This is a genomic window from Actinokineospora baliensis, from assembly GCF_016907695.1.
GTDB classification, from domain to species: Bacteria; Actinomycetota; Actinomycetes; order Mycobacteriales; family Pseudonocardiaceae; genus Actinokineospora; species Actinokineospora baliensis.
Genome location: NZ_JAFBCK010000001.1, coordinates 4,038,891 through 4,064,503, shown reverse-complemented (window position 1 = coordinate 4,064,503; position 25,613 = coordinate 4,038,891). Strand labels below are relative to the sequence as shown.

Genomic DNA, 25,613 nt, shown 5'->3' with positions numbered 1-25,613 from the left:
CTGTGAAGTCCCCCGGTTGCCGTAGCGTTACCGGCCGCGAGCCGTTGAGCTGCACCGCTTCGACCGATCCTCGACTGTCCTATCGGGACAAGACCTCGCCCGTGGGAACGACTTCACCCGTTCGTGGGAACCGCGATCAGGCGGCCGCGGGTTCGGTGGCGAACTGGGTCCGGTGCAGCTGCGCGTACCGGCCGCCCGCGGCGATCAGGGCGGTGTGCGTTCCCCGCTCCACGATCCGCCCGCCCTCGACGACCAGGATCTCGTCGGCCGCCCGGACCGTGGCGAGCCGGTGCGCGATCACGATGGCCGTGCGACCGACGAGGGCTTCCGCGAGCGCCTCCTGCACGGCCGCCTCGGAGGTGGCGTCCAGGTGCGCGGTGGCCTCGTCGAGGATGACCACCCGCGGCCGGGCCAGCAGCAGCCGAGCGATCGTCAGCCGCTGCCGCTCACCGCCGGACAGGTGGTACCCGCGTTCGCCGACGAGGGTGTCCAAGGACTCCGGGAGCGCGGCGACCACGTCGGCGAGCCGGGCGCGGCGCAACGCGTCCCACAACTCGGTGTCGGTGGCGGCGGGGTTGGCCAGCAGCAGGTTGGCGCGGATGGATTCGTGGAACAGGTGCCCGTCCTGGGTGACCAGGCCGACCGTGTCGCGCAGGGAGCCCGCGGTCACGGAGCGGACGTCGACGCCCGCGAGGCGGACCGCGCCGGAATCGGGGTCGTAGAGGCGGGTGGCGAGCTGGGCGATGGTCGACTTCCCCGCGCCGGAGGAGCCGACGATGGCGACCAGCGTGCCGGGTTCGGCCCGGAAAGACACCTGGTGCAACACCTTCCCGCCCGCTCGGGTGTCCAAAGTGGCCACTTCCTCCAGGGAGGCGAGGGACACCTTGTCCGCGGCCGGGTAGCCGAAGTCGACGTGGTCGAACTCGACGGAGACCGGGCCGTCGGGGACGGGCTCGGCGCCGGGCGCGTCGGTGATCAACGGCACCAGGTCGAGGACCTCGAAGACGCGCTCGAAGCTGACCAGCGCGCTCATCACCTCGACGCGGGCACCGGCCAGCGCGGTCAGGGGCGCGTAGAGCCGGGTCAGCAGCAGCGCGAGGGCCACGACCGCGCCCGGCTCCAGGGCACCGGTCAACGCCAGGTACCCGCCGAGCCCGTAGACGAGGGCGAGCGCGAGCGCGGAGACCAGGGTGAGCGCGGTGACGAACACCCACTGGACCATGGCCGAACGCACGCCGATGTCGCGGACCCTGGCGGCGCGGGCGGCGAACTCGGCCGACTCGCGGTCGGGGCGGCCGAACAGCTTCACCAGCGTCGCGCCCGGCGCGGAGAACCGCTCGGTCATCCTGGTGCTCATCGCCGCGTTGTGCTCGGCGGCCTCCCGGCGCAGGTCCGCCAGCCTGCGGCCCATGCGGCGCGCGGGGATCACGAACACCGGCAGCAGCACCAGCGCCAGCACGGTCACCTGCCAGGAGATGCCGATCATCACGACCAGCGTCAGGGTGAGCGTCACCAGGTTGCCGACCACCCCGGACAGGGTGTCGCTGAAGGCCCGCTGCGCGCCGATGACGTCGTTGTTGAGCCTGCTGACCAGCGCGCCGGTGCGGGTGCGGGTGAAGAACGCGACCGGCATCCGCTGCACGTGGTCGAACACCCGGGTGCGCAGGTCCAGGATCAGCCCCTCGCCGATGCCCGCCGACAGGTTCCGGCCCACCAGCCCGAACCCGGCCTCCACCACCGCGGCGACGGCGATCACCGCGGCCAGCCAGAGGACCACGCCCGGCTCGGCGTGGTGCACGATCGCGTCGACCACGCGCCCGGCCAGCACCGGGGTGGCCACCGCCAGCGCCGAGAGCACGACGCTGACCAGTAAGAACCAGCCGATCCGGCGGCGGTGCGGTCCGGCGAAGGCCGCGACCCGGCGCAGGGTGGCCCAGCCGCTCGGCCGCCCCTCGCTGGAGTTGAGCGTCCGGTAGAGCGAGCTCCAGGCCACCATCTGCATGTCCATGCGCGTTCCCCCTCGATCACTGTGCCTGCCCCGACGGTAAAACCTCCAGTAATGTCGAGGTCAACTACGCCGTAGGATGCCGCCCGTGATCACCGCACTGCGCGACCTCGGCACCGGCGCCCGGCTTCTCGGCCGCGGCCTCACCCTCGTCCTGAGCAACCGGTCCCTGCTGCTGCGCGGCGCGCTGCCGGTGCTGCTGACCAGCGTGCTGCTGTTCGCCGGGCTGATCACCCTCGCCGTCAACGCCGACGACCTGGTCGCCTGGGCCACCCCGTTCGCCGACGACTGGTCGGCGACCTTGCGCACCGCGCTGCGGATCGGGGTCGGGATCTCGCTGGTGGTCGCGGTCGCGGCGGTGTCGCTGCTGCTGTTCACCGCCCTGACCCTGATCGTCGGCGGACCGTTCTACGAGAGCATCGCCGAGGAGGTCGAGGACCGCGAACTCGGCGGCGTCCCCGGCGTCCAGGAGATCGGCTGGGCACGAGCGGCGTGGATCGGACTGCGCGACGCGCTGCTGCTGGTGCTGCGCGGACTGGCGTGGGCCATCGTGCTGTTCGCCCTCGGCTTCATCCCGGTGCTCGGCCAGACGGTGGTGCCGGTCCTGGCGGTCTGCGTCGGCGCCTGGCTGCTGGCGATCGAACTCACCGCCATCCCCTTCGTCCGCCGCGGCGTCAGCCTGCGCGACCGGCGCCGAGCCCTGCGCGGGCGGCGGGCGCTGACCCTGGGCTTCGGCATCCCCGTGTACCTGCTGTGCCTGATCCCCTTCGCCGCCCTCTTGGTCTTCCCAGCGGCAATGGCAGGTGGCACCCTCCTCGCCCACCGGGTCGGCGCGGGCCGCTAAGCGGCGCCGCGCTTCCCCGGTCGGGTCAGAGCTTGCGGCCCATGCCGCCGAGCATCATGAAGTTCATGTCGGTCAGGGGGGTCATCCTCGGGCCGTCCGGCCACCACTCGTGCAGGAAGGTCAGGCCGGGCTCGATCAGCTCGAGGCCCTTGAACCAGCACTCGACCTCGGTGCGGTCGCGGAACGCGGTGGCGATCCTGGTGTTGCGGAACCCGTCGCGCAGTGCGGTGGCGAGGTCGGCGTAGTGGCTGCCGTCGGCGTGGTCGTATTGCTGGCTGATCACGACGTAGGAGCCGGGGGCGAGGGCGTCGATCCAGCCGTGGACGGTGGTGCGGGCCACGACGTCGTCGAGCAGGTGGCCGGTGACGGCGCAGAGCATCAGGCCGATGGGGCGGTCGAAGTCGAGCCTGCGGCGCAGGTCGGGGTCGGAGGTCACGTACTCGGGCTCGGTGATGTCGTAGTCGAGCATGTGCGTGTTGTCGTTCTCCTCGAGCAGCGCCCTGCCGTGCGCGAGCACGACCGGGTCGTTGTCGATGTAGACGACCTTGGCCTCGGGGTTGTGCCGCTGCACGATCTGGTGGGTGTTGTCCACGGTGGGCAGCCCGGAGCCCAGATCGATGAACTGGTCCACGCCACGCTGGGTCACCAGCAGCCGCAGCGCCCGGCAGAACCACTCGCGGTGGTCGCGGGCCATCTGCCGCACACCGGGGGCCAGCGCGGCGAGCCGCTCCACGGCCTCGCGGTCGGCGGCGTAGTTGTCCCGACCTCCGAGAAGGGCGTCGAAGAGCCGAGCCTGGTTGGGCGCGTCGAAGTCGATCGCCATGCCCCGGGGCAGCTCTCCCCAGGGTTCGGACTCGGCAGCAGGCATGTGACTGACTCCACAGGACGCGGCAACGGACGGTGAACAGACTAGGACACCGGGCGACCGCTGCGAACGGCCCCCACCGTACGTCGTACTCGGTGCGGCGCCCCGGCGAGACCCTCCGGCGCAACCGTCACCCGGAAGATGGAACGCCGTACGGGTGATGTTGGGCCGGATGGCCGGGTGGTCGGACCTCAGACCCCGACAATCGGTCACCCGGCCCGGTGATGGCCGCCGCTCAGTCGAGCACCCGGGCCCACACACCGAGTTCGGCGCGGCGCGGCGGGTCGGCCCCCGGGCGGGCACAGGTGAGCGCCCCGACGGCGTTGGCGAGTTCCAGCGCGCCCGCGAGGGTCGCCTCGTCGAGACCGCTGATCGGACCGCCCGCGGCGGCGAGCGCGCACAGCAGTCCCGCCGTGAAGGCGTCGCCCGCGCCGACGGTGTCGACCACGGCGGTTGGCGGGGCAGGGCGCTCGACGGCCAGGGAGGTCGTGACGGCGAGCGCGCCGCGCGGCCCCCTGGTCAGCACCACCAGCCGGGGCCCCAGGATGAGCAGCGACTCGGCGCGGCTCTCCGGGTCGGTACCCGGGTAGAGCCACTCGAGGTCCTCTTCGCTGACCTTGACCACGTCCGCGAGGCCGACCTGCCGCTCGAACCGGGACCGGGCCACCTCGGGGCGCCCGGCGAGGGCGGGCCGGATGTTGGGGTCGAAGCTCACCGGCACCTTGGCGGCGCGGGAGGCGCGCATGGCCGACTCGACCACGCTGGGCGCGAGCGCCGCGGCGAGGGACCCGGTGTGCAGGAACCGGGCGCCCGGCACCAGGGGGACGGAGTCGACGTCCCAGGCCACGCGGAAGTCGTATGTCGCCACGCCGTGCTCGTCGGTGGCGGCGAAGGCGACGCTGGTCTCGTTGGTGGCCGAGGGCAGCACGACGGTCCGGACGCCCGCGTCGTCGAGGTGCGCGCGGACCATGGCGCCGAAGAGGTCGTCGCCGAAGCGGGTGCTGAGCACGGCCGCGCCACCGAGGCGGGCGACGGCGATCGCGGCGTTGGCCGGGCCGCCACCGGGGTGCGCGGTGAACGTCCGCCCGTCCGGCGCCGCCACGAGGTCCACCAGCGCCTCGCCGAGGACGCTGATCACCGGCGTCACGCGGGGAACGGCAAAGTCGGCTGCGAGGTCGACGCACCGGTGACGGCCGCGGCCCTGGCCTCGGCCGAGGCGAGGCAGTGACCGCAGTTGACCGGTTCCGCCGCCGGGTGCAGCTCCCCCGCACCGGCGCCCGACCAGCCCTGGCCGCAGGCGGGCGCGGGCATCGCCAGCCCGGCCACCCACGGCGTCATCCGCACCGCGTGCACGACCGGCGACCGGCGCACCCGCAGGTTGCGCTCGGCGAAGCGGGTGGCCTCCTGCCTGGCCAACGCCGAGAGCCCGGCGTAGAGCGGATCCTGGATCAGCGGCTCGGTGCTCACCGCCCCAGCATGCCGCACCCGCCCGACAAACCCGCGACGACGACGCGCCTAGACCTCCGGGGTGCCCCAGGCCCAGCGGATGCCGTGGCGGCCAGGCTCCAGGTCGAGGGCCATGGTGTGCACGGTGTAGGCGGAGTCCAGGGTCAGCGCCCTGACCTGCTCGCGGCCGCCCACGTCGGTGAACTGGACGCAGTAGCGCGGGAGGGCGCGGGGGTCGAAGCGGACCTCCAGCAGGTACTCGCGGACCGGCATCCGGCTGACCCGCTGGTGGCCGTAGGCGATCGGGCGGGGGCTGGGCAGGTGGTACTCGTGCTCGACGATGATCGTCTCGCGGCGGCCGAGCGGGCGGTCGAAGAGCAGCTCGGCGGCGACCTGACCGCCGCGCAGGTCGACGTTGACCCGGCCGAGGGTGCAGTTGCGGGTGCCGGTGAGCGTCGGCGGGGCGCCGCCCTCCCGCTCGGCCCAGCCGGTGACCACCAGCCGGTCGACGCCGTCGCGTTCGGCGCGCAGCACCTGGCGGGTGCGCTGGACGGTCTTGGCGCGGTCGGGGCCGATCACGATCCGGTCGTGCGCGGAGAGCCGGGTGATGGCGGTGTCGTGGCTGAGGTCGAGCTCGGCGACGAGCCTGCGGAACTCCGCCGTGTCGGCCCACGGGGCGGACGCGGCGAGCGGGCGGGGGGTGCGCCTGGCGGAGCGGCCGCGCGGGCGGGGCGCCTCCAACAGGCCGCGCAGCGCCCCCGCGCCGAGGCCGAGCAGGTCCTCCAGGTGGCCGAGGGCGGCGATCGAGCGGGGGCGCTCGGGGCGGCTGCGGCCGGTCTGCCAGTAGCTCAGCGTGGCGAGACTGACCGGGGTGCCCCTGGCGCGCAGTTGCTCGGCGACGCGTTCGAGGGTGATCTCGCTGTCGGCGATGGCCGCGCGCAGGGCGTCGGCGAAGCAGTGCGGGGCCGGGTCCACCTACCGGAACGTAGCCAAGGGTCGCCGGGAGCGGAAGGGGTGGATCGTTGCACGATCGGCAGTACCGCGTTCGATTTGGGGGCAGCGGCCGTGGAAATCGCCGCGCAATTAACGCCGTACACCGCCCACCGAATGGAGATACCCCGATCCGGTAATCCCGGTGACATACCGAAACCGGAGTCGGACAAGGCGGGCGAGAGGTATCGGCCGACCGGGTAGGCAAGGGTTTTCACTGTTGACAAACAGCGACGATCGCGGTCTGTCACCGTTCTGACCAGCGCTTGGTCCGGACCACTACGACGAACGTGCGCGGGCGTGCGGGCCATAGCGGAGCGCATCCGCATCGCGGGTCGCGATTTCCGGCGAGCGCGGAGTGCGGCCACAACAGGTGTGAAGAAACGGCAACATCCCACTGCAGGCCCGCTCTTGCCGGGACCATCACACAGGGGCCAGTATTCGCCGGTAACGCTATCGGTGCCGCGAACGAGCGGGTGCGGCTCGGTCGCGGCAAACCCTCCAGCGCCGTTCGCGGCGCCCCCTGCGGGAGGTACGTTGAAACGCACTCGATTCACCTTGTTCGCCGCGATCGCGGTCGCGGCGGCGGTGGTGGTGTCCACCGGCGGTGTCGCCAGCGGCGGCCAGCCCGGTGCGGCGCAGGCGCGCGCGAGCGCGGAGTACTCCGTGTCCGGTGTGCGCACCGCCCCCCAGCGCAGCGCCATCGCGGCCACCGGCGCGGCGATCAACGGCACGGAAGACAGCAGGCTGCTGATCACCGCGACGCCCGCCGAGGCCGCGAAGATCCGCGCCCTCGGGTACACCGTCGTGGCCGACGCCGCGCCGCCGACCGACCGCGGCGCCCAGGGGACGATGGACTTCCCCAGCGCCGACGCGGGCTACCACAACTACGCGGAGATGGTCGCCGAGCTGAACAAGGCGATCACCGACCACCCCGGCCTGATCAGCAAGCAGGTGATCGGCAAGTCCTACCAGAACCGGGACCTGTACGCGATCAAGATCTCCGACAACGTCGCCACCGACGAGAACGAGCCGGAGGTGCTGTTCACCCACCACCAGCACGCCCGCGAGCACATCACCGTCGAGATGGCGATCTACCTGCTCAACCTGTTCACCGACAGCTACGCCACCGACAGCCGGATCAAGGGCCTGGTCGACACGCGGGAGATCTGGATCCTGCCCGACCTCAACCCCGACGGCGGCGAGTACGACATCGCCACCGGCTCCTACCGCAGCTGGCGCAAGAACCGGCAGCCCAACTCCGGCTCGAGCGCGGTGGGCACCGACCTCAACCGCAACTGGGACTTCAAGTGGGGCTGCTGCGGCGGCTCCTCCACCAGCCCCAGCTCCGACACCTACCGCGGCCCGTCGGCCGGGTCGGCGCCGGAGGTGTCCACGGTGCAGAACTTCGTCAAGAGCCGGGTCGTCGGCGGCAAGCAGCAGATCAGCACCGCGATCGACTTCCACTCCTACAGCGAACTGGTCATGTGGCCCTTCGGCTGGACCTACGACCAGGTCGTGCCCGGGATGACGCGCGCGGAGTACAACACCTTCCAGACGCTGGGCAAGGCCATGGCGCAGACCAACGGCTACACCCCGGAGCAGGACTCGGCGCTCTACATCACCGACGGCGCGATCGACGACTACCTGTGGGGCGCGCACAAGATCTGGGCGTTCACCTTCGAGATGTACCCGACCGGGTCCGCCGGTGGCGGCTTCTACCCGCCGGACGAGGTGATCAGCCGGGAGACCTCGCGCAACAAGGCCGCGGTGCTGCACCTGCTCGACTACTCCGACTGCCCGCCGAGGGCGACCGGCGGCACCTGCGGCACGACCCCGCCGGACCCGGGCGGCAAGGTCTTCGAGAACACCGCCGACGTGCAGATCCCGGACGCGGGCGCCGCGGTCACCAGCGACGTCACCGTCACCGGGGTCAGCGGCAACGCCCCTGCCGCGCTCAAGGTCGACGTGGACGTCAAGCACACCTACCGCGGTGACGTGGTGCTGGACCTGGTCGCCCCGGACGGGTCGACCTACCGGCTGAAGAACTCCAGCACCAGCGACTCGGCGGACAACATCATCGCGACCTACACGGTGAACGCCTCCACCGAGGTCGCGAACGGCACCTGGAAGCTGCGCGCCCAGGACACCTACCGGTCCGACACCGGCTACATCGACAGCTGGAAGCTCACCTTCTAGCCGTCCCCCGGATTCCACGCCCTGCTACAGCACGGGCCCGTGCTGTGTGGACACGAGAGGAAAGACCGTTGAAGAGGATCACCAAGCTCCAGAAGGCGCTGGTGCTCGCGGTGGGCACGGTGGCCGCGGCCGCCGCGGTGGCGGGTCAGGCACTCGCCGCCGCCCCGGCAGCCCAGCCGCCCACCGACATGAGCCCGCAGGTCGTCGGCGGCACCCGCGCCACCCAGGGGGAGTTCCCCTGGATGGTGCGGCTGTCGATGGGCTGCGGTGGCGCCATGTACTCGGAGAGCCTCGTGCTGACCGCGGCGCACTGCGTGAACAGCACCGGCAACAACACCGGCATCACCGCCACCTACGGCGTGGTCGACCTGCAGGACTCCGGCCGGGTCACCAGGACGTCGAAGTACGTTTACCGCAACCCGGGCTACTCCGGCTCCGCGGGCGGTGACTGGGCGCTGATCCAGCTGTCGAGCCCGATCACCGGCGCGGCGCTGCTGCCCATCGCGACCACCACCGCCTACGACTCCGGCACCTTCACCATCGCGGGCTGGGGCGCGGCGTCCGAGGGCGGCGCGCAGCAGCGGTACCTGCTCAAGGCACAGGTGCCGTTCGTGTCGGACGCCACCTGCAAGTCGGCCTACCCGAGCATGAAGGCCGCGGTGGAGATCTGCGCGGGCTACACCCAGGGCGGCACCGACACCTGCCAGGGCGACTCCGGCGGCCCGATGTTCCGGCGCGACAACGCCAACAACTGGGTGCAGGTCGGCATCGTCTCCTACGGCCAGGGCTGCGCCCGGCCGAACTACCCCGGCGTGTACGCCGAGGTGAGCGCGCTGTCCTCGGCCATCGCGGCGAAGGCCTCGGAGCTGGGCGGCACCCCGCCCACCACCACGACCCCGCCGACCACGACGACGAACCCGCCGTCTGGCCGCACCTTCGAGAACACCAACGACGTGCAGATCCCGGACGCGGGCGCCGCCGTCACCAGCGACATCGCGGTGTCGGGCATCTCCGGCAACGCCCCGGCGACGCTCAAGGTCGACGTCAACATCGTGCACACCTACCGCGGTGACCTGCTCATCGACCTGGTGGCACCGGACGGGTCGACCTACCGGTTGAAGAACTCGTCCACCAGCGACTCGGCGGACAACGTCGTCGCGACCTACACGGTCAACGCCTCGACCGAGGTGGCCAACGGGACCTGGAAGCTCAAGGTCCAGGACACCTACCGCCAGGACACCGGCTACATCAACAGCTGGAAGCTCACCTTCTAGTCCCCGGTCCGGTCTGGTCCGACCCGATGCCCCCGCCTGAACCGTCAGGCGGGGGCATCACCCTTTCCCCAGACCCCGGCGGTCAGCTCCAGCAGGAAGCGCTGCTCCGGATCCGCCAGGCGCTCCCCGAGCAGCGCGTCGAGGTGGTTCATCCGGTACCGCACCGTCTGCGGGTGCACCCCCAACCTGCCCGCCGCCTCGGCGATGTCGCCCCGGGTGTCCAACCACACCCGCAACGTCCCGGCGACCCGGTCCCGCTGCTTGTCGGTGAGACGCGCGAGAGCGTCGACCACGGGCCTGGCGATCTGGTGGACGAGGGCCTCATCGGCGAACAGCAGGAGGGTGACCAGGTGGTCGTCGCACCGGATCACCTGACCTGCGGGGAGGATGCCGCGGTGCACGAGCGCGAGTGCCCGCTGAGCCACCCGCAACGAGCGGCAGGCGTCTTGAGGGGGCACAGCGGGACCGATGACGACGCGGGCGGCCCAGTCGGCGGGGTCGGTGGGGGTGGCTATGACGAGGTGGGGGTCTGGGTGGGTTAGGTCAGTGAGGGCGTTGGGTGGGAGGCGGTCGGTGGGGTGGTCCAGCAAGACCACGGACAGGGCGGGGGGTAGGGGCCAGGCTGCTGCGGCGGCGAGGTCGGCTATTGCTCGGGTGCTGGGGGGCGGGTCGGTGAGGAGGGCGTGCAGCAGTCGGGTGCGGCGCTGGTCCAGTGCTCCCCCGGCGGCTGCCCGGGCCTGCGTGTAGCCCTCGACCGCCACCACGCACAGGTCGTCGACGTAGGCGAAGATCGCTTCGGCCACCGCCAGCAGGGTGTCGGCCTCGATGCCCAGGTCCTGCCCGGCCGCGCTGACGTGGCGCCACACCGACCGGGCGCCGACGCGGACCGCGGTCTGCAGGGCGTCCATGGTGCGGCCCTCGTGGAACTCGACCCGACCGGCGTGCCGCAGCACCGCGAGCCACTCGTCGCGGTCGGCGCGCGGGTCCTCGATGAACTCGAAGCACTGCAGCACCGCCGCCCGCACCGCCCCGACCAGCACCTCCCGGAACTTCCCCGCCAACGGCCGCCGGTACTGCGGCACGGCGTCCTGGATGGCGACCACCGCGTCCCGGATCAGCGCCCCCGCCATCGGCCGCACCCGCCCGGCCAACTCCGGCACGACCGCCCCCCACAGCGGTACCGCGCTCTCCCCCGCCCGGTGCGCCAGCGTCATCGTCCCTCCCGGAGGTGTTCCCCGACGCTAAGAACGGACGGCTGGAGGTGTCAACGAAGTCCAGCCAGCCTTGTCCACGGGCACAAAGCCCCGCTCAAGAGCGCTTGCGCACCAGGAGATGGCCCTGCTGGAACCGCTCACCGTCGTGGGGCTCGCGCAGCAACCGGGCCACCTCGACAAGCCCGGCCCGGCGGAGCAGGTCCGCGAGGGTGTCGGGCGACCAGCGGTAGGCGAGCAGCACCTTGTGGTCGAACCCCTGGGGCACCGGGTCGTCGCAGGCGAAAAACCCGAGCAGCAGGTGGCCACCCCGCGCCAGAACCCGGTGGAACTCGGCGAAGACGGCGGGCAGCCGCGGCGGCGGGGTGTGGATGACCGAGTAGAGCGCGAGGATGCCGCTGAGGGACGCGTCGGGCAGGTCGAGGGCCGTCATGTCCCCTTCGTCGAACTTCAGGTCCGGGTGTGCCCGGCGGGCCAACGCGACCATCTCGGCGGACAGGTCGATGCCGAAGGTGTCGGGTCCCAGAGCCTTCAGGTACGCGGTCACGTGGCCTGGTCCGCAGCCGATGTCGCCAACCGGACCGGAGTCACCGGCGAGCACGAGTTCGGCGAACGCGGCCAGCAGCGCGCGTTCGAGTGGCCTGGTCCTGAGCGAATCGCTGAACAGCTCGGCGTACTGGGCCGCGACGGCGTCGTAGGCGGCCTTGGCCTCGAGTGAGGGGAACGGATCGGTCACGGGGTGACCCTACGTCGAGCACGGGAGTGAGATCTCTTGTGGGGTAAGAGGTTCGAGGTTCGAGATGGCGAAATTTGGGCTGTTCAGGCGCTGTCTGCAGTGGAGGGCGCGCCGGTAGGTTGACCGATATGAGGCGTTGCTGGGTGGGTGCGGTCGTCGTCGTCCTGGTTCCGGTGTTGGGGGTGCCCGCCGACGCGGCGTTTCGGAGTCCGTTGTTGACCGACGGGGCCTTGCCGTTTCCGCAGGGGGTGACCAGCGCGCAGGTGCGCGACATCAACGACAGCGGGCAGATCGTGGGTGGTGGCGCGCTCGACAACGCCGAGCGGGCGTGGTTGTGGCAGGGCAACACCGTGGCGCAACTGGGGGTGGGGTCGCCGAGCGGGATCAACAACCTGGGGCAGGTCGTGGGGACCGAGTACGTCCCCGGCGGCAGCGGGTACTACGAGCGGACGCCCAAGGTGTGGGCGGGTGGGACCGAGTCGGTGCTGTCGGGGCCGTCGCGGTCGTACGTGTCGACCGGGGACATCACCGACAGCGGCTACGTCCCGGTGACCTACCCGAACTCCGTCCAGGGCTACCACATGGAGAACATCGGGCTCTGGCGCGACGGGACCTTCACCAGGCTCGCCGCGCCGACGGCCGGGCCGCACGTGTCGCTGGGCGTGGTGACCGAGAACGGCACCGCGGCGGGCTACTTCCTGCCCATGTTCGGCAGTGACTCCTACGCCTTCCGTTGCGATGCCCAGGGATGCGCCCGGTTGGCCGCCCACCCCGGCGGCACCCGGGAGCCGATCCCGGTCGCGGCCAACGAGAGCGGCGTGATCGTCGGCAACCAGAACGGCGTCGGACTGCGGTGGGAGGGCACGCAGGTGAGCGCGCTGCCCGCGTTGGCGGGGGCCGGTGACGCGACGGTGTCGAGCAACCGGCAGGCGATCAACGAGCGCGGCGACATCGTGGGCGTGTCCGGCGGGCGGGCGACGCTGTGGCGCGACGGGGTGGCGATCGAGTTGGGGTCGCCTGCCGGTGGGCAGAGCGCGGCGGTCGCGGTGAACGACCTCGGCGACGTCGTCGGGTGGTCCAAGTCGCCGGACGGGGCGCAGACCAGGGCGTTCCTGTGGCGGGCCGGTCGGTCCTACGACCTCGGAACCGCGGGTACGGCGAACGCCACCCCGGTCGCCCTCAACAACACCGGCACCATCATCGGCTCGTCCAGCACCCCCGACTACCGCCAGATCCCCCTGCGCTGGACGGTCCGGCCACCCAGGTAGTCCAGGCGGAGTGTCAACTGTGGACGGTGTTGGGTCGCCTGCGCGGTGGCGTGGGCGGTAGGTCTTCGCCCGTGCGCAGCAGGCGGTCGGCGCGCAGGGCGATCTCCAGCTCCAGCCGGGTGTCGGGGTTGGCGAGTTGGGGGCCGAACAGCTTGTCCACCTGGCGCATGCGGTAGCGCACGGTCTGCGGGTGGATGTCGAGGCGTTGGGCGATCTCGGGGGCGCTGCCGCGGGTTTCGAGCCAGGCGAGGAGGGTCTCGGCGGTGCGGGCGCGCTGTTTGGCGGTCAGGCCCGTCAGCGGGGCGAGGGCGCGGCGGCGGAGTTCGCGGACGAGGAACTCGTCGGCCAGCAGCCACAGGGTGGACAGGTGGTCGTGGCACCAGGTGAGCGAGGTGTCGCCGCCGATGATGCCCCTGCGCACCAACGCCATCGCCCGGCGCGCCCAGTTCAGCGAGGTCGCGGCCTCGCGCAGCGGGACGAGCGGCCCGACGCAGGCGCGGCGGCCGCGCAGGTGGGGGTGCAGGGCGCGCAGCTGCCGCGCGGGGTCGGGCAGCACGAGGCACGGGAGGTCCAGGTCGACGAGGACCTCGGGGTCGTGCGGTCCGGCCAGCACATCGGGTTCACCGTCGACGGCCTGCTCGACGACGACCACGGCGACGGTGTCGGGCACGCGCCAGCGGGCGGTGGCGGCCAGTTCGGTGAGAGCGGTCATCGACCCGGGCGGGTCGCTGAGGACGAGTTCGACCAGCCTGCGCCTGGCGCGCTCGATGACGCCCGCGGACTGCGCCTGCGCGGCGGTGTAGCCCTCGATGGACAGCGTGGAGATCTCGTCGACGTAGGCGAAGATCGCCTCGGCCGCGACGGTGAGCATCGCGGTGGGCAGCCGCTGCTGCTGCCCCCACGCCGCGAGGTGCCGCCACGCGACCCGACCGCCGACGCGGTAGGCGGTCTGCAGGCAGTCGAGGCTGCGGCCCTCCGCGAACTCCACCCTGCCCAACTGCCGGAACACCGCCGCCCAGTTCTCGTCCGACGGCCCCCCGATCCCCACGGTGTCGAGGATCCGCAGCACCGACTGCTCCACCCCCGCCATCATGATCGCCCCGAAATGCCCCTCCAGCGGTTGCGCGTACGCGGGCACCGCCCGCTGGATCTCCCGGACCATGTCCTGCGTGAGCCGCCCGACCACCGGCCGGAACCGCGCCACCAACTCCCTCGGCAGACTCGCCCACAACGCGATCGCCCGTTCATCGAGCCGGTGCACCATGCCGTCCCCTTCCACCGACCCGTTGTTTTGTGCCAGCGACCATAAGTTCGCCCGCGCGAAGGTGTCAATCGAAACGGATGTCCGGGGAGTGGAACACTCGTATGGCGCAGAAGTCCGCGTACCACGGGTGTGGTCCCGGTGGAAACCGAACCTCCGTTTTGTGTTGCGGTGACAATTGTGCGATCGCGCAAAGCCGCGTCCGGAATGTGTGCGGAGGTGATAAAAACACGCTCGACGCTTCCGGGCCCGGCGGCCGTGTCAGTACGGTCCAGCCAGACCGCCTTGGAGGCCCCCATGCCGTCACCCCGCATCGCGCTGGCCATCACCGGCGCCGCGTTGGCATCAGCTTGCTCCGCCCCGCCCGCGCAGGCACCCGCTGTGGGGTGGGTGGACCGGATCTGTTCGACGATGGTGCTCAACGGTGCGCGGCTGTCGCAGTTGCCTGCCGTGGATCCTGGTGATCCGGTGCGGGCGAAGGAGGGGCTGCTGACGTTCCTGACGTCGCTGAGCGAGTCGCTGACGGCTGTTGGGGACGGGATCACGAATGCGGGAGCGCCGCCGGTGGCGGATGGCGGGGCGGCGGTGGAGAAGGCGTTGGCGGGGCTGGAGGGGGCTCGAACTTCGGTGGATTCGGCGCGGTCGAAACTGGCTGGGGTGTCGGTGGCGGATCCGGTGGCGTTTCAGATGGCGGTGGCGGAGTTGGCGGACGGGTTGAGTGGGTTGGCGGACAATCGGGGGCCGTTGCGGGATTTGCGGGAGAATCCGGGGATTGAGGACGCTTATCGGGAGGCGGGGAGTTGCCGGGCGTTGGACGGGGTGGGGTGATCTCCGTTCTCGGAGGTTGTCCACAACGGTCTAGCTCATCCACAACGGTCTAGTTTGTCCACAGGGCGCTGTTCGTGTGCCTGGTTTGTCGGTGTGCCTCGGTAGGCTGTGTATTCGGGGGATCTTGGGGTAGATGATCTTCGGCTCGTCGCTTCGCGCCTTGCATCGGGTCCTCGCCTCGGCTGCGCCATCGGGCCCGGTCGCGAGTTAACTGCAGGCTCGATGCGGTGGACCTGTTTTGCGTGGGGCCCCTACGACAGCCGTGGCAGGACCGCAAAGCAGGGGCCGAAAAGCATGGCCCTGCAGCGAAGCGACGCTACGACTGCCGTCCCCCCACACAAAACAGATCCACCCCATCGAGCAGATGGCACCAGCGACTCCGAGTGTCCAGTGGCCGGGCTGGCAGGGCTGACTCAGCGGGCTGGGTTGGCGGGGCCGGTTCGGGTGGGTCGGGTGTGCTCGATGGGGCGAACTTGGTTTGCGCGGGGCCCCTGCGCTACCCGTGACAGGACCGCAAAAGCCGGGGCCGAAAAGCATGGCCCTGTCCGCGCACAACGCTACGGGCACCGCCACCCCACACAAACCAAGTCCGCCCCATCGAGCAGTAGGTGGGCGGCTTCCGGGGAGCGGTGGTCGGGCTGGCGGGGTCGGCTTCGGTGGGCTGGGGTGGCACCAGTGGCTTCCGGGAGCGGTGGCCAGGTTGGGTGGGCTGGGCCGGTGGGATGGGTGGCACGGCCGCTGCCGGGAGCGGTGGGCGGGCAGGCGGGGTGACTCGGTGGGTTGGGGTGGCGCCAGCGGTTTCTGGGAGCGGTGGTTGCTTGAGGCGTCGGGGTCGGGTGGGGGATGGCAGGGGAGCTTCCGGGTTTTGGGGCGACTGGGCTTGGCCAGGCGGTTGGCGGCCTTGGATCACTCGCCCTGGTCTGGATGTCCGCTCGCTCCGTCCGTGGAGTGTCGTCTAGGGGGTTAGGGAGAGGAGTTCGGACAGGGAGCCGCGCAGGCGGGGGGTGTCGGCGGTGGGGGTGAAGGTTCCGGGGCGGGTGGCTGGGGGGACGCCGGGGGAGGGGGCGTTTTGGGAGCCTCGGACGTTCCCTGTGGTGGGGGGTGTGGCGCAGTGGGCGTTGGTGTTCCACGGGGCGGGGGTGGTGTCCAGGCCGTTGCGGTGGGGGGTGGCTTCGTAGCCGGTGGTGCAGGGGGTGGGGGTGAAGTAGGTGGTGACCAGGCTGAAGTGGGCGCCGTCGGGGTGGATTGTTTCTTGGGCGGCGGCCAGGGCTTGGGGGGTGGTGACCAGGAGTTGTTCCAGGGCGGGTTGGCGGGGGGCCAGGACGTTGGTGGTGGTCAGCAGGTTGGCGAACAGGACGCTCAGGGTGGGGCCGGTTTCGTGGAGGAGGGTGCGGATCTCGGTGGCGGCGCCCGGGGCGGTGGTGAGGATGGTGCGGAGGTCGGCGTCGGAGTGGGTCAGTTGGGCGGCGATGAGCTTGGTGTTGGCGGCGAAGTCCTTGATGGCGGTGGACTGGGCCGCCTGGGTCGTCAAGACCGTGCCGGAGTCGGTGATCAGGGACAGGGTTTGGGGCAGGTGCGCGGTGGCGGCCTCGGTGAAGGCCGCGGACGCGTCGAGGAGGGCTTGGAGGCTGGGGCCGGTGCCCTGGGTGGCCAGGTAGAGCTCGTCGACCACGGAGCGCAGTTCGTCGCCGGGGACGGAGTTGACGAGGCGGTCGAGGTTGAGCAGGACGGTTTCGCTCGGCAGCGGGAGGCGGCTGTGGGCGCGGGCGATGACCGACCCCTCCCGCAGGTGGGGTTCGCCGTCGCGGCGGGGGCGCAGGTCCAGGTACTGCTCGCCGACGGCGGAGCGGTTGGCGACGACGACGTCGACCTCGGCGGGGACCGGCGGTGCGTCGTCGCGCAGGTGCAGGTCGACCTCGACGCCGTCGGGGACCAGGTGCAGGTCGCCGACCCGGCCGATGCCGACGCCGCGGTAGGTGACCTCCGCGTTGGTGAACACCCCGCCCGAGTCGGCCAGCCTGGCCTTCACCACGTAGCCGCCGACACCGAAGAGGCCCACGTACCTGGCGCCGACGTAGCTGACGCCGACCAGGGCGATGAGGGCGAACGCGGCCACCTGGACCCGCACCCGGCGCGTGAGCATCAGCGGCCGCCGCGGGAGTCGAACGACAGGTGGGCGTTGAGGTAGTCGCCCTTGATCGCGTCGAGGGCGGCGTCGGTGAAGGGGAAGGTGAACAGCAGGTCCATGGCCTGCGGCAACTGCTGCCCGGCCTTCTCCAACTGCCGCAGCGTCGGCTCCAGCGCCCGCAGCGAGGCGACCAGGTCGGCCCGCACCTTGGTCACGGTGTCGGTGGCGACCCCCGACAGCGAGTCGAGCGCGGTGAGCATCGAGACGAACTGACCGCGTTGGTCGGCCAGGACTTGGATGCCCGGCCCGAGCCCGTCGAGCAGTCCCGCGATCCGCGGCGCCCGCTCCCCCAGCGCCGCGGACAGCCGGTCGAGGCTGTCCAGCGCGCGGGTGATCTCGGTGCGGTGCGCGTCCAGCCCGGCGGTGAAAGTGTTCACAGTGGACAGAAGTGCGCGGATGTCGCCGGTGTTCCCGTCGAGCGCCGCGTTGAGTTCACGGGTGATGTCGCGCAGCTGCGCCACTCCCCCGCCGTTGAGCAGCATCGCGAGCGCCCCGAAGACCTCCTCGACCTCCGGGTTGCGGTTGGTGCGCTCCAGCGGGATGACCGCGCCGTCGGTCAGGGTGCCCTCGCGGGCTTCCTCCGCCGGGTCGTCGAGCTCGACGAACTTCTCCCCCAGCACGCTCGACTGCCGCAGCCGGGCCAGCGCGGTGCCGGAGAGCCGCACCGACCCGTTGACCACCATCGTCACCAGCGCCGACCGCCCGTCCGGAGCGAGGTCGATCCGCTCGACCTCGCCCACCGCCACGTCCTCGACCTTGACCCCCGACTGCGGCACGAGGTCGAGCACGTCCCGGAACACCGCCGTCACGCGGAACGGGTGGTCACCGACATCGGCGCCGCCGGGCAGGTCGACACCGTAGAGACCGGAACCGCAGCCGGAGGCCAACACGGCCACGAGCACCAAGACCAGCGCGCGCATCATCGACCTCCGGGGAAGGAGTACTCGTTCAGGTTCGCCCGGCTGTCGATCGTGCGCGTCGCCGGGTCGTAGGCGCGCAACAGGTTCGACAGCGCCAGCGGGGTGGCGTCGAGTGCCTCGGCCAGGGATGCCCGTTGGTCCACCAACACCTTCGTCGTGCTGATCAGGTTGTCCACGTTGGACTTGACCAGGCCGCGGTTGTCCCGGACGAAGCCCTGCACCACGCTCAGCGCCCCGGCCAGCTCGTGCAGCGCGGCGTCGAAGTTGGCGCGTTCGTCGGCGAGGAATCCGGTGACCGTGGACAGCTTCTCGTTGACCCGGCGCAATTGGCCGTCGTTGGCGGCAAGCACCGCGGTGAACTTGGACAGGCCGTCGACGGTGCTGAACAGGTCGTCCTGGGAGCCGTTGAGGGTGCGGGCCAGGTCGCCGAGATCGCGGATCGTCTGCCCCAGGTCGGCGCCGTTGCCCTCCAGGTACGCCTGGCCGGTGTGGATCAGGTCGCTGAGCGCGCCGTCGGCGTTGGCGCCCTGCGGGCCCAGGGCGGTGGTCAGCCGGTCGAGGCTGGTGAACAGCTCGTCGAGCTCCACCGGCACGACCGTGCGGGTCTGCGGGATGACGGCGCCGTCGGCGATGCGCCGGTCGTCGGTGGCCACCGGGGCCAGTTGCACGTAGCGGTCGCTGACCAGGCTGGGGGTGATGACCAGCGCGGTCGCGCCGGGCGGGACCGGCGCGCCCGCGTCGATGGTCATGGTGACCTTGACGTTGGGCCCCAACGGTTCCACAGCGTCTACGATGCCCACCGCGACCCCGAGCACCCGCACGTCAGAGCCCGGGTAGAGGCCCACGGCGGCGGCGAAGTAGGCGGTGACCGTGCGGTACTTCCCGGTGTCGAACAGCGCGGCGGTGCCGACGACGACGAGCAGCACCGACACCGCCCCCAGCGCGAGGAACTTCAGCGTGCGGCGGAGCATCAGCGTCCCCCCGGTGCGGGCGGGACGCAGCCCGCGGACCCGTCGGCGACCGGGATGAGGCCGCAGATGTAGCTGTCGATCCAGTGCCCGTTGCCCACGGCGTTGCCGACGAGCCGGTAGAACGGACCGGCCAGGCGCAGGCTCCGGTCGAGGTTGTCCTGGTTGCGGCGCAACACCTCGGTGACGCGTTCCAGTTGCCGCAGCGCGGGCGCGAGCTGCTGCTGGTTGTCGGCGACCAGGCCGGACAGCTGCTTGGACAGGTCCCTGGTGCCGGTGAGCAGCGCGCTGATCGCGTCGCGGCGGCGGGCGAACTCGGCGAGCAGCGTGTCACCGTCGTTGATGAGCGCCTGGAACTGGTCGCCGCGGTCGGCCAGGGTCTTGCTGATCCCCTTGGTGCTGGCCAACAACCGCTTGAGCTCCTGGTCACGACCGGCGATGGTGCGCGAGAGGCGGGACAGGCCGTCGAGCGCGGTGCGGACGTCGTCGGGGGTGGTGGCGGAGAAGGTCCGCGACAGCGTCCGGAAGCTCTCGGCGAGCTGATCGGTGTCGATCTCACCGGTCGTCTTGGCCAGGTCAGCGAACGCGTCGTTGACGTCGTAGGCGGTGAGCGTGCGCTCGAGCGGGATCGGGGTGTCGGGGTCGAGTTCCTCGGTTCCCAACGGGTCCAGGGCAAGGTTCTTCTGCCCGAGCAGGGTTTTGATCTTGATGGCGGCCACGGTCTGGTCGCCGAGCCAGACGTCTTTGGCGCGGAAGGTGACCGTGACGTGGGTGCCGGTCAGCTCGACCTTGGTGACCGCGCCGACCTTCACCCCGGCGACCCTGACCTCGTCGTCGGGTTTGAGGCCCGCCGCCTCGCGGAACTGGGCGGTGTAGGTGGTGCCGCCGAGGGCAGGGAGGTGGTCCCAGCCGAACACCAGCAGGGCGACCAACGCCATGGTCAGCGCTCCGACCAGGCCCATCCGGACCGGGTCGCGCTCCTGGAACGGCTTCACGGGCGGCACCTCGCGTCGGTGATCGGGATCCCGATGTCGCCGGGGGCCTGGCCGGGGGCGGGGGCGACGTCGGTTGTAGCCGAGCAGAGGTAGAAGTTCAGCCAGGAACCGTAGGAGGCGGTCCGCCCGATGGCCTCGTACTTGACCGGGAGTGCGGTGAGGAACTTCTCGAACTCGGGTGTGTTGTCGGCCAACGACTTCGACAACGAACCCAGGGCGTCGACATCGCGGCGCAGGGGCTCGCGGCCCTGGTCGAGCAGGCCTGCCGTGGCGTTGGTGAGCGCGGCGATGCCGTCGATGGCGTCACCGATCGGGGCGGCGTCCTTGGCCAGCCCGCTGACCAGCTGCTGCGTGGTGAGCACCAAAGTGGACAGCTGCTCATCTTTGGCATCTACCTGCGACAGAACGGTGTTGAGGTTGTCGATCACTCGACCGACCACGTCGTCCTTGGCGGCGAGCGTGGTGGTCAGCGACCCGATGTGGCGCACCAGATCACCCACGGTGCCGCTCTCGCCCTGCAGGACTTGGACGATCTGAAGCGACAGCTTGTTCACGTCCTCGGGCGAAAGCGCTTGCAGGAGCGGCTTGAACCCGTTGAACATGGCGGTCAGGTCCACGGCGGGTCTGGTGCGCTCGAGCGGGATGGTGCTGCCTTCGGCCAGCTTCCCGGAGTCCGCGCCCTGGTCGAGGGCGATGTAGCGCTGGCCGATGAGGTTGCGGAAGCGGACCGTGGCGGTGATCGACGGGGCCAGGGCGTAGCGGCGGTCCACATCGAACTCGACCTCGCTGAACCGGCGGTCCACCACCGAGATGTCGCGCACCTGCCCGACCCGGACCCCGGCCATGCGGATGTCGTCACCCGCGTTGAGCGAGGTGACATCGGTGAAGCGGGCCTTGTAGACGGCGGTGTCGCCGGTGCCCCGGTTGGCGATGGTCGCGGCGAGCAGGAGGGTCGCCAGGACCGTGACCACGGTGAAGACGGCGCCTTTGAGCAGCGGCCCGCGCAGGTCCGCGGTCATGAGAGCTCCACCTCCGCGCCGCGCAGCAGTGGTCCGACGAGCAGGCCACCCCAATCACCCATCTCAGCCGGGGTGACGCCTTCCACCGGGGCAAGCAACTCGGCGATGAACCGGCCTTCCTGCGGCGAGTTCGCCACGGCCGGGATCACGCTGCCCTGGCTGAGGCCCGCCGGGTAGCAGCGGGGGCCGCCGGTCGCGGTGAAGGCGGGTTTGTCGCGGCCGGGCTGGTAGGCGCCGCGACCGGGCTTGACTGTGAGCTTGACGTGCAGGCCCGGTTCGTTGGTGCCCTTGCCGAGCACGGTGTCGACGCGCGGCCTGAGGGCGACGGCGGCCTGGGTGAGGCAGGGGAACTCGGGTGAGTAGCGGGCCAGCAGTTCCAGGGTGGGGCGGCTGGCGGCGGACAGGCCGATCAGGGTGGCGCGGTTGGCCGTCACGAAGCCTTCGAGGTCGGCGGCGGTGTCGGTCATGGTGTCGAAGAGGGCGGCGACGTTGTCCTTCTGCTCAGCGAAAGTCTTTGTGGTGACGGTCAACCCGGCCAAGGCGTCGACGATGTCGGGTCCGGCGGTCTCGTAGACGGCGAACGTGTCGGCGAGCGCGGTGATGTCGGCCTGGATCTTCGGCAGGCTCGGGTTGAGCTGGTCGAGGTAGGAGTTGAGGCCGACCAGGGTCTCCCCCAGCGACTTGCCCCTGCCCTCCAGCGCCTGCGAGAGGGCACCGAGCGTGCTGGAGAGCTTGTGCGGCGCGACGGCTTGCAGCACGGGCATCAAGTCGCGCAGCGCCTTCTCGACCTCGATGGCGCGCGTCGTGGTGTCCTGGCGGATGACATCGCCGTCGGCGAGGGGGCGGGCGGGCTCGTCGGGCAGGACCAGGCTGACGTAGCGCTGGCCGAACAGGGTCTTGGGCAGCAGCCGAGCGGTCGAGTTGCTGGGGAGCTGGCCGAGCCGGTCGGGATCGATGGCCAACTCGACGGACACGCCGTCACCGGTGGTGCTGACCGCCCGGACGCTGCCGACGATCACACCGCGCACCTTGACGTCGGCGTTGACCCTGAGCTGGTTGCCGACCCGGTCGGCGCGCAACGTCACCACGGCGGCGGAGGTGAACTCCTTGGCGTAGACGGCCACGGCGAGCCAGCCCAGCGCGCCGAGCAGCAGGAGGAAGACCAGTCCGAGCGCCTGGTCGCGCAGGCGGCTCATCCGGCCACCCGCACAGTCGTTGAAGCGCCCCAGATCGCGAGGCTGAGAAAGAAGTCCATAATGGACACCACGACGATCGCGGTCCGCACCGACCGGCCGACGGCGACCCCGACACCCGCCGGGCCCCCGGAAGCGCGGTAGCCGTAGAAGCAGTGGGTGAGGATGATCGCGACGCTGAACACGAGCACCTTCACGAACGACCAGATGACGTCCTCCGGTGGCAGGAACAGCGAGAAGTAGTGGTCGTAGGTGCCCGCCGACTGGCCGTAGACGCCGACGGTGGTGACGCGGGCGGCGAGGTAGGAGGTCAGCAGGCCGACGACGTAGAGCGGGATGATCGCGGCGAACCCGGCGACGATCCGGGTGGTCACCAGGTACGGCATGGACCGCACCGCCATCACCTCCAGCGCGTCGATCTCCTCGGAGATGCGCATCGCGCCGAGCTGGGCGGTGAACCCGGACCCGACGGTCGACGACAGGGCGAGCCCGGCGACCAGCGGGGCGATCTCGCGGGTGTTGAAGTACGCGGAGAGGAACCCGGCGAACGCGGAGGTGCCGATCTGGTTGAGCGCGGCGAACCCCTGCAGGCCGACGACGGTGCCGGTGAAGACGCTGAGACCCACCATGACCCCGATCGTGCCGCCGATCACCGCGAGGGCACCGCTGCCGAAACTGACCTCGGCCAGCAGGCGGACGACCTCGCGGGAGTAGCGGGTGAGGGCGAACGGGATCCAGGCGAGAGCGCGCAGGGAGAACCGCAACTGCTCGCCGAGGCGCTCCAGCGCGCCCGCGGTGCGCGTGATCATCAGGCCCCCTTCGCCGGGACGATTCGCAGGTACACCACGCTGATCACGAAGTTCACGAAGAACAGCAGCAGGAAGGTGATGACCACGGACTGGTTGACCACGTCGCCGACGCCCTTCGGGCCGCCGCGCGGGTTGAGCCCCCGGTAAGCGGCGACGAGCCCGGCGAGGAACCCGAAGAGCAACGCCTTGAACTCGGCCACCCAGAGGTCCGGCAACTGGGCGAGGGCGGAGAAGCTGGACAGGAACGCCCCCGGCGTCCCGTCCTGGACGACGACGGTGAAGAAGTAGCCGCCGCACACCCCGACCACGCTGACCATCCCGTTGAGCAGGGCGGCCACCGCCATCGCCGCCACCACCCTCGGCACCACCAACCGCTGAACCGGCGACACCCCCAACACCCGCATCGCGTCGATCTCCTCGCGGATGGTCCGCGACCCGAGGTCCGCGCAGATCGCCGAACCCCCCGCCCCCGCGACGACCAGCGTGGTGACGATCGGACTCGCCTGCTGGATCACAGCGAGCACGCTGGCCGCCCCGTTGAAGGACTCAGCCCCGATCTGCGCGGTCAACGACCCCAACTGCAACGTGATCACCGCCCCGAACGGGATCGCGACCAACGCCGCGGGCAAGATCGACACACTGGCGATGAACCAGAACTGCCGCACCACCTCCCCCCACCGCACCGGCCGCGCCATCCCCACCACGACATCGAGCCCCAGCGCGAAGAGACCGCCGAGTTCCCGCAACACCCCGGTTGCGGCGCGGAGGGGGGCGCTCATCGGGGGCCGCCGGGGAGGTGTCGGGGCTCGCTGTCGCTGAGGTGTGCGGGCGGGATGTGGTGCCGGAGGTGGGCGGTGGATGGGGTGCGCCGAAGTGGCAAGCGTGCGACGTGGATGTGGCGGAGTGGGGTCATCGGGGGCCGCCGGTGATGGGGATGGCTGAGGTGCGGCGGCAGGTGCGCGGCGACGAGACCGATCAGGGTGGGCGGCGAGAGCACGCGCGCGGCGCGGTGCTGGCGGGGCGGGGTCATAGGGGGCCGCCGGGTGCGATGACTCGGGCTAGGAGCAGGGACTCGCGGACGTGGGAGTGTGCCGGCGCGGCGTCGGAGGCGGGCGGAAGGTGGGATCGTCGAGGGGTGTGGAGGGCGATGGCGCGACGGCAGTAGGGGAACGGCGCGGCTGACCACGGCGTTCGGCGATAGAACGCGCGCGGTGCGGTGGCGGCAAGGCGAAGTCACCGGGAACCGCCGGTGATCGGGATGGCCGAGGTGCGGCGGCACCAGGTGGGGAACGGCGAGACCAACCACCACAGCGCCCGGGACCACGGTGTTCCGCAGTGGCATGCGTGCGGCGTGGATGGGGTGGCGGCGGGGCTGGGGCATCGAGCGCCGCCGGTCTGTGGAATGGCCGAGGCGCAGCAGCAGGTGGGCCTCGGCGCAGTGGGAGCGAGGCGGAGTCATCGAGGGCCACCGGCGAACTGGATGGCTGCGATGGGGCGGCAGGTGGACAGCGGCGACTCTGCTAAGAGTGGTCGGCGAGAGCACGCGCGCGGCGTGGATGTGGCGGGGCGAGGTCATTGGGGGCCGCCTGCGAAGGGGATGGCGGAGGTGCGGCGGCGCCAGGTTTCGTAGTGGTCGAGGTCTTCGGGGGTCATGGTGGCGAGGGTGGCGGTGCGGGTGTGGGCGGGGAGGGTGTCGAGGGTGCGCAGGAGGCGGAGCTTGCGTCGGCGGACGGCGGCGCGGGGTGGGAGGCCGGGGGTGGGGGGTAGTTGGGGGGTGATCTCGTGAGGGCCTGAGTGGGTGGTTGGGCCTGCGTCGGGGGTGTCGTTCTCCTCGGACATGCCGATGGGGCCTTCTTTGTGGCCGTTGAGGAATTGGGACACCACGGGGATGTCGGTCGTGAGGAGGAGTTCTCGGGGGCCGAACACCACCAACTCCTTGCGGAAGAGCATGCCCAGGTTGTCCGGCACGGTGCGCGCCACCGTGGTGTTGTGGGTGACGATCAGGATGGTGGCGTCGGTTTGGGCGTTGAGGTCGATGAGCAGTTGGCTGAGCAGGGCGGTGCGGACCGGGTCGAGGCCGGAGTCTGGCTCGTCGCACAGGATGATGTGGGGGTCGAGGACCAGGGCGCGGGCCAGGCCTGCGCGCTTGCGCATGCCGCCGGAGATCTCGGCGGGGAGTTTGTGCTCGGCGCCGCGCATGCCGACCTTGTCCATTGTGGACATGACGATGGCGCGCACCTCCTTCTCGCTCTTGCGGGTGTGCTCGCGCAGCGGGAAGGCGATGTTGTCGTAGACCGACATCGAGCCGAACAGGGCGCCGTCCTGGAACAGCACGCCGAAGAGCTTGCGGATCTCGTAGGTGTCGCGTTCGGCGCAGGAGCACAGGTCGACGCCGTTGATCAGCACCCGGCCGCGTTCCGGGCGCAGCAGGCCGATCAAGCACTTGAGGAACACCGACTTGCCGGTGCCTGACGGTCCCAACAGGACGCTGACCTCCCCGGCGGGCAGGGTCAGCGTGACGTCCCGCCAGATGGCCTGGGTGCCGAACGACTTGCCCAGGCCCTCCACCACCACCTCGACGCCCATCGCGGCCC

22 protein-coding genes and 2 pseudogenes are annotated in these 25,613 nt (G+C 71.0%); 7 read left to right on the top strand and 17 right to left on the bottom strand.

The window, feature by feature from the left end; all coding sequences use genetic code 11:
- Positions 1-136 precede the first annotated feature (136 nt).
- On the bottom strand, positions 137-2,008 hold the full coding sequence (locus tag JOD54_RS18875) for an ABC transporter ATP-binding protein (protein ID WP_239573434.1): 1,872 nt from the start codon (positions 2,006-2,008) through the stop codon (positions 137-139).
- A gap of 85 nt (positions 2,009-2,093) precedes the next feature.
- Between JOD54_RS18875 and JOD54_RS18870 the strand changes: the two genes are divergently transcribed.
- Entirely contained in the window at positions 2,094-2,849 is a 756-nt protein-coding gene (locus JOD54_RS18870; protein ID WP_307860161.1) for an EI24 domain-containing protein, read from the top strand.
- A 25-nt stretch (positions 2,850-2,874) separates the two neighbouring features.
- Here the strand turns inward: JOD54_RS18870 and JOD54_RS18865 are convergent, their stop codons facing one another.
- From JOD54_RS18865 to JOD54_RS35605, 4 genes are all read right to left on the bottom strand, one after another.
- Positions 2,875-3,717 (bottom strand): SAM-dependent methyltransferase, encoded by an 843-nt coding sequence (locus JOD54_RS18865; protein WP_204451793.1) that lies wholly within the window; start codon positions 3,715-3,717, stop codon positions 2,875-2,877.
- Between the two features lie 232 nt (positions 3,718-3,949).
- Positions 3,950-4,861: a carbohydrate kinase family protein gene (locus JOD54_RS35615; RefSeq protein ID WP_204451792.1), complete on the bottom strand. Its 912-nt coding sequence runs from the start codon at positions 4,859-4,861 to the stop codon at positions 3,950-3,952.
- Positions 4,858-5,181 (bottom strand): hypothetical protein, encoded by a 324-nt coding sequence (locus JOD54_RS35610; protein WP_204451791.1) that lies wholly within the window; start codon positions 5,179-5,181, stop codon positions 4,858-4,860. The genes JOD54_RS35615 and JOD54_RS35610 overlap by 4 nt, the downstream gene beginning before the upstream one ends.
- A gap of 48 nt (positions 5,182-5,229) precedes the next feature.
- Positions 5,230-6,135, bottom strand: coding sequence for an XRE family transcriptional regulator (locus JOD54_RS35605; protein WP_204451790.1), 906 nt, complete (start codon positions 6,133-6,135; stop codon positions 5,230-5,232).
- 552 nt (positions 6,136-6,687) lie between these two features.
- On the opposite strand from JOD54_RS35605, the pseudogene JOD54_RS18845 reads away from it, so the two are divergent.
- The 4 genes and pseudogenes from JOD54_RS18845 to JOD54_RS36030 form a co-directional block, all read left to right on the top strand.
- Positions 6,688-7,938: pseudogene (locus tag JOD54_RS18845) on the top strand (M14 family metallopeptidase); the annotation flags it as partial.
- Positions 7,921-8,349, top strand: coding sequence for a proprotein convertase P-domain-containing protein (locus JOD54_RS36035; RefSeq protein WP_372440407.1), 429 nt, complete (start codon positions 7,921-7,923; stop codon positions 8,347-8,349). The pseudogene JOD54_RS18845 and the gene JOD54_RS36035, both read left to right, overlap by 18 nt.
- A gap of 68 nt (positions 8,350-8,417) precedes the next feature.
- Positions 8,418-9,218: pseudogene (locus JOD54_RS18840) on the top strand (S1 family peptidase); the annotation flags it as partial.
- Positions 9,219-9,302: 84 nt separating this feature from the next.
- Positions 9,303-9,623, top strand: coding sequence for a proprotein convertase P-domain-containing protein (locus tag JOD54_RS36030; RefSeq protein ID WP_372440406.1), 321 nt, complete (start codon positions 9,303-9,305; stop codon positions 9,621-9,623).
- A 44-nt stretch (positions 9,624-9,667) separates the two neighbouring features.
- On the opposite strand, the gene JOD54_RS18835 is transcribed toward JOD54_RS36030, so the two are convergent.
- Entirely contained in the window at positions 9,668-10,837 is a 1,170-nt protein-coding gene (locus tag JOD54_RS18835; protein WP_204451788.1) for a PucR family transcriptional regulator, read from the bottom strand.
- A gap of 94 nt (positions 10,838-10,931) precedes the next feature.
- Positions 10,932-11,570: a class I SAM-dependent methyltransferase gene (locus JOD54_RS18830; protein ID WP_204451787.1), complete on the bottom strand. Its 639-nt coding sequence runs from the start codon at positions 11,568-11,570 to the stop codon at positions 10,932-10,934.
- 128 nt (positions 11,571-11,698) lie between these two features.
- Between JOD54_RS18830 and JOD54_RS18825 the strand changes: the two genes are divergently transcribed.
- The gene (locus JOD54_RS18825) at positions 11,699-12,838 is read left to right on the top strand and encodes a hypothetical protein (RefSeq protein WP_204451786.1); all 1,140 of its coding nucleotides are present in this window, start codon (positions 11,699-11,701) and stop codon (positions 12,836-12,838) included.
- 13 nt (positions 12,839-12,851) lie between these two features.
- Here JOD54_RS18825 and JOD54_RS18820 read toward each other — a convergent pair whose 3' ends face one another.
- The gene (locus JOD54_RS18820) at positions 12,852-14,102 is read right to left on the bottom strand and encodes a PucR family transcriptional regulator (protein ID WP_204451785.1); all 1,251 of its coding nucleotides are present in this window, start codon (positions 14,100-14,102) and stop codon (positions 12,852-12,854) included.
- Between the two features lie 294 nt (positions 14,103-14,396).
- Between JOD54_RS18820 and JOD54_RS18815 the strand changes: the two genes are divergently transcribed.
- Entirely contained in the window at positions 14,397-14,927 is a 531-nt protein-coding gene (locus JOD54_RS18815) for a hypothetical protein (RefSeq protein ID WP_204451784.1), read from the top strand.
- A gap of 955 nt (positions 14,928-15,882) precedes the next feature.
- On the opposite strand, the gene JOD54_RS18810 is transcribed toward JOD54_RS18815, so the two are convergent.
- The 9 genes from JOD54_RS18810 to JOD54_RS18770 form a co-directional block, all read right to left on the bottom strand.
- Positions 15,883-17,070, bottom strand: coding sequence for an MCE family protein (locus tag JOD54_RS18810; RefSeq protein ID WP_204451783.1), 1,188 nt, complete (start codon positions 17,068-17,070; stop codon positions 15,883-15,885).
- Positions 17,070-18,038, bottom strand: a complete 969-nt coding sequence (locus JOD54_RS18805; protein WP_204451782.1) for an MCE family protein — start codon at positions 18,036-18,038, stop codon at positions 17,070-17,072. The genes JOD54_RS18810 and JOD54_RS18805 overlap by 1 nt, the downstream gene beginning before the upstream one ends.
- Positions 18,035-19,006, bottom strand: coding sequence for an MCE family protein (locus tag JOD54_RS18800; protein WP_204451781.1), 972 nt, complete (start codon positions 19,004-19,006; stop codon positions 18,035-18,037). The genes JOD54_RS18805 and JOD54_RS18800 overlap by 4 nt, the downstream gene beginning before the upstream one ends.
- Complete coding sequence (locus JOD54_RS18795; RefSeq protein WP_307860160.1) at positions 19,006-19,998, bottom strand: MCE family protein; 993 nt, start codon at positions 19,996-19,998, stop codon at positions 19,006-19,008. Before JOD54_RS18795 ends, JOD54_RS18800 begins: the two co-directional genes overlap by 1 nt.
- The gene (locus JOD54_RS18790; protein ID WP_204451780.1) at positions 19,995-21,017 is read right to left on the bottom strand and encodes an MCE family protein; all 1,023 of its coding nucleotides are present in this window, start codon (positions 21,015-21,017) and stop codon (positions 19,995-19,997) included. Before JOD54_RS18790 ends, JOD54_RS18795 begins: the two co-directional genes overlap by 4 nt.
- Complete coding sequence (locus JOD54_RS18785; protein ID WP_204451779.1) at positions 21,014-22,213, bottom strand: MCE family protein; 1,200 nt, start codon at positions 22,211-22,213, stop codon at positions 21,014-21,016. Before JOD54_RS18785 ends, JOD54_RS18790 begins: the two co-directional genes overlap by 4 nt.
- On the bottom strand, positions 22,210-23,019 hold the full coding sequence (locus JOD54_RS18780; protein ID WP_204451778.1) for an MlaE family ABC transporter permease: 810 nt from the start codon (positions 23,017-23,019) through the stop codon (positions 22,210-22,212). Before JOD54_RS18780 ends, JOD54_RS18785 begins: the two co-directional genes overlap by 4 nt.
- On the bottom strand, positions 23,019-23,798 hold the full coding sequence (locus tag JOD54_RS18775) for an MlaE family ABC transporter permease (protein ID WP_204451777.1): 780 nt from the start codon (positions 23,796-23,798) through the stop codon (positions 23,019-23,021). Before JOD54_RS18775 ends, JOD54_RS18780 begins: the two co-directional genes overlap by 1 nt.
- A 793-nt stretch (positions 23,799-24,591) precedes the next feature.
- Positions 24,592-25,605: an ABC transporter ATP-binding protein gene (locus tag JOD54_RS18770; RefSeq protein WP_204451776.1), complete on the bottom strand. Its 1,014-nt coding sequence runs from the start codon at positions 25,603-25,605 to the stop codon at positions 24,592-24,594.
- Positions 25,606-25,613: the final 8 nt, after the last annotated feature.

What these genes read in the sequence shown, in the direction of transcription:
- JOD54_RS18835 (WP_204451788.1), bottom strand. Translation starts at nt 10,837, where the DNA reads ATGACGCTGGCGCACCGGGCGGGGGAGAGCGCGGTACCGCTGTGGGGG.
- JOD54_RS18780 (WP_204451778.1), bottom strand. Translation starts at nt 23,019, where the DNA reads ATGATCACGCGCACCGCGGGCGCGCTGGAGCGCCTCGGCGAGCAGTTG.
- JOD54_RS18775 (WP_204451777.1), bottom strand. Translation starts at nt 23,798, where the DNA reads ATGAGCGCCCCCCTCCGCGCCGCAACCGGGGTGTTGCGGGAACTCGGC.
- JOD54_RS18770 (WP_204451776.1), bottom strand. Translation starts at nt 25,605, where the DNA reads ATGGGCGTCGAGGTGGTGGTGGAGGGCCTGGGCAAGTCGTTCGGCACC.
- JOD54_RS18785 (WP_204451779.1), bottom strand. Translation starts at nt 22,213, where the DNA reads ATGAGCCGCCTGCGCGACCAGGCGCTCGGACTGGTCTTCCTCCTGCTG.
- JOD54_RS18790 (WP_204451780.1), bottom strand. Translation starts at nt 21,017, where the DNA reads ATGACCGCGGACCTGCGCGGGCCGCTGCTCAAAGGCGCCGTCTTCACC.
- JOD54_RS18810 (WP_204451783.1), bottom strand. Translation starts at nt 17,070, where the DNA reads ATGCTCACGCGCCGGGTGCGGGTCCAGGTGGCCGCGTTCGCCCTCATC.
- JOD54_RS18805 (WP_204451782.1), bottom strand. Translation starts at nt 18,038, where the DNA reads ATGATGCGCGCGCTGGTCTTGGTGCTCGTGGCCGTGTTGGCCTCCGGC.
- JOD54_RS18825 (WP_204451786.1), top strand. Translation starts at nt 11,699, where the DNA reads ATGAGGCGTTGCTGGGTGGGTGCGGTCGTCGTCGTCCTGGTTCCGGTG.
- JOD54_RS18820 (WP_204451785.1), bottom strand. Translation starts at nt 14,102, where the DNA reads ATGGTGCACCGGCTCGATGAACGGGCGATCGCGTTGTGGGCGAGTCTG.
- JOD54_RS18875 (WP_239573434.1), bottom strand. Translation starts at nt 2,008, where the DNA reads ATGGACATGCAGATGGTGGCCTGGAGCTCGCTCTACCGGACGCTCAAC.
- JOD54_RS18800 (WP_204451781.1), bottom strand. Translation starts at nt 19,006, where the DNA reads ATGCTCCGCCGCACGCTGAAGTTCCTCGCGCTGGGGGCGGTGTCGGTG.
- JOD54_RS18815 (WP_204451784.1), top strand. Translation starts at nt 14,397, where the DNA reads ATGCCGTCACCCCGCATCGCGCTGGCCATCACCGGCGCCGCGTTGGCA.
- JOD54_RS18865 (WP_204451793.1), bottom strand. Translation starts at nt 3,717, where the DNA reads ATGCCTGCTGCCGAGTCCGAACCCTGGGGAGAGCTGCCCCGGGGCATG.